General features: G+C 28.7%; 2 protein-coding genes. Both read left to right on the plus strand.

Going from position 1 to position 3,151, the window contains the following annotated elements; genetic code table 11:
* Positions 1-2,779, plus strand: a 2,779-nt coding sequence (locus ACMUOV_RS05645; RefSeq protein WP_413854132.1) for an autotransporter domain-containing protein, incomplete at its 5' end; no start/stop codon positions are given.
* 191 nt (positions 2,780-2,970) lie between these two features.
* The coding region (locus ACMUOV_RS05650) for a hypothetical protein (RefSeq protein ID WP_413854133.1) at positions 2,971-3,151 on the plus strand (181 nt) is incomplete at its 3' end.

Below are 3,151 nucleotides of genomic sequence, written 5' to 3' on the forward strand. Positions count from 1 at the left end.
AAGTAATTTGACGGGTGATATAGAAAATAATTCAAGTTTAATGTTTACTGATGGAACAAATAGTAATTATATTTTTGGAACAGGAAGAACAACTATAGATGGTGAAGTAGTAAATAGTAGCACAATAGTAAACAATATAACGATAAACGAAGGAAAACAACTAACAACATCAGCTACAGATATTCACGGACGAATTGAAAACGACGGAACTTTAATTTTTAACAGAGGAACAAATAACAATTATATTTTTGGTAACAGTAATTTGAACATAGAAGGTTATGTAATAAATAATTCAAGTATAACACAAAGCACGGTAACCGTTGCAAGTATCGGAACATTTGAAAATAATAATGTATTAAAATCAACAGATTATATAAATAACGGAATAATCGTAAACAATTCAACAATAACAGCGAGCGGACAATTTTACAATGTAGGAATAACAACAAATACAAATTATATAAAAACAAGTACTTATACAAACAAAGCAAATTCATTAACGGATAACATTGGAATAATAGATGCCGATACATTAAACATAGAAAAAGGTTCTACATTTAACACTTCGTTTGATAATATTATTATAAAAAGTGATTTTGAAAATGATGGAGAAATAACAGCAAAAGGCGGAACTATAAAAAACAATATATTCGGAGAAGGAAAATTAATAATAGAAAATACCGTTGTTAATAATAAAGATATAAACCAAAGCAGTATGACAATAAATATCGGAGCGAATTTTACAAATAACAAAAACATAACGATAGATCAAACTTTGATAAACAATGGGCATTTAATAAATGAAGGTGATATAGAAACAGCAAAATTAGACAATGTTGTAAATTCAACGATAACAAACAATTTAAATTTAATTGTAAATGAACAAGGACAAAATAACGGAAGAATAGAAGGTAACGGAAATTTCAATATTAACGGTAATTTTGATAATTTAGGTTATTTTAAACAGAATATAATAAACATATCAAGTGGAACATTTAATAATGAAAATGCTTTATCCGCAAACAGTATAAATATCCAAGATAAAGTAAAATTAATAAGTAATGCAAATAATATTGATGGCAACATAATAAATAACGGAAATTTAATATTTAACAGTGGCATAGAAAATAATAATAAAATAACAGGAACAGGAAATTTGTATGTAAATTGTAATTTAATAAATAATAATGCTATTAAACAAAAAGAACTTATTTTAAACTCAAATATTCAACAGGCAAGTTCATTAAATGGTAGCAGTAGTAATTCACATCTTTCGGTATTTACAAATAATTCAGAAATAGAAGTAGAAACATTAAGATTAAAAGACACAATATTTAAGCTAACGGAAAAAGGAAGTTTAGCGGTAGATAATTTGACTTCACAAAATTCTGCAATGGATTTAGCAAATTCATTAACACAGAAACATAACTTTAAGACAATATCAGTAACCGATAAATTAAATTTAGCCGTAGATGTAGATTTGAAAAACAAAACTATGGATACAATCAATGCTGATAGTTATTCCGAAAAAGGAAATATGAATATTAACGAAATAAATATTTTAACGGAACTTAAAGGAAAGAAAGCAGAAATAGAATTTACAGCATCGGAAGAATTAAAAGACAAAATAACAAGCATAGATACGGTAAATTCAAGGTTATTCAAATATAATGTTGAATACAATAAAAATGCAGGAACACTTAATTTCTCGGTAACGGCAAAAGATAATCCTGAAAAAGTAGCAGGACAAATAGCAATGGCAGAAGGATTGATAACACAAACAACAGTATTAAACCAAGCATTTGCAAGTATGGAAAATATTAAAAGCAGAATATTACAGGTAAAAAATGAAATTCCCGTTGACAGTCCGATTTATGCATCAAGGGCAAATACAATCTTTTTCCAAAAGACAGGTAGAATAGAAAGCGGGTTATGGTTAAGACCGTTTTATTCGCAAGAAACGATAAATTTTGATAATTTATCAGTAGATAACACATTAACGGGAACACTTGCCGGGCTTGATTTGGCAACAGGTGAAAACAGTTTAGTATCTTTATATTTAGGATATGCAGGCAGTGAACAGAAATATGAAAATATAAAAGTAAGCCAAACAGGTTATATTTTAGGTGCAACGGGAATGTTGTTAAAAGAACAATGGTATGCAGGAGTAACTGCAAATATTAACTTTAATAAAGCGGAAAGCCAAAGCAGTTACGGAACGGATAACTTTGATATGAATATGTATTCGGTAGGAGCAAAAGCAGGATATAATTTTGATTTAAGTGATAAATGGAAATTGGAACCGAATTTAATGTTGATGTATGGCAATGTAAACAGCCAAGAATACCAAACAAAACAAGGAGCAAAAGTTGAAGGACAATCCGTAGCAAACATAATATTTGAACCGCAAATAAAAGCAAAGTTAAATTTGGAAAACGGTTGGCAACCTTATGGATTAATAGGTTATGTGGTAAATGCAGGTGACAAAGTAACAACAAAAGTGGAAGAAGTAGAATTTGACGGGCAGAAAATAGGAAATTATGTTGAATTCGGTGCAGGTGTGGACAAAAGTTTTAAAAACAGTCCGTGGAGTTTATACATTCAGTTAATGGGAAGAAGCGGGGACAGAACCGGCTTTGACGGAAACTTTGGAATGAAATACAGTTTTTTAACCGCTAAAGAAAAAAGAAAAATTGCAAAAATAAAAAAGATACAAGAAAAAAGAAAAGCCAAACAAGAATATTTGAAACAAAGAAGGAAAATGGAAACAGAAGAATAAAATAGTAATTTGTTTTATATTAAATACTAAAAAAACTTGAGCATATCCTAATAAATCGGGTATGCTCATTTATATATATATATTGCAAGTTATAAATTTATTTTTTATTTATTTATTTTCTTTTTTTGTTTTAAATATGTTATAATACTTGGTTATAACGAAGAAGATTAAGAATACGGAGTTTTTTTAAAATGGAAAAAGATTTACAAACATTAAGACATTCAACATCACATCTTATGGCGGCAGCGGTTTTGGAATTGTTTCCGGGAACAAAGGTTGCCATAGGTCCTTCAATTGAAGAAGGGTTTTATTATGATTTTGACAGGAAAGAACCTTTTACCGTTGAAGATTTATCAAAAATAGAAGAGAAAA

The sequence above is a fragment of the Candidatus Ruminimicrobium bovinum genome, from assembly GCF_902760015.1.
Lineage (GTDB): Bacteria > Elusimicrobiota > Endomicrobiia > Endomicrobiales > Endomicrobiaceae > Ruminimicrobium > Ruminimicrobium bovinum.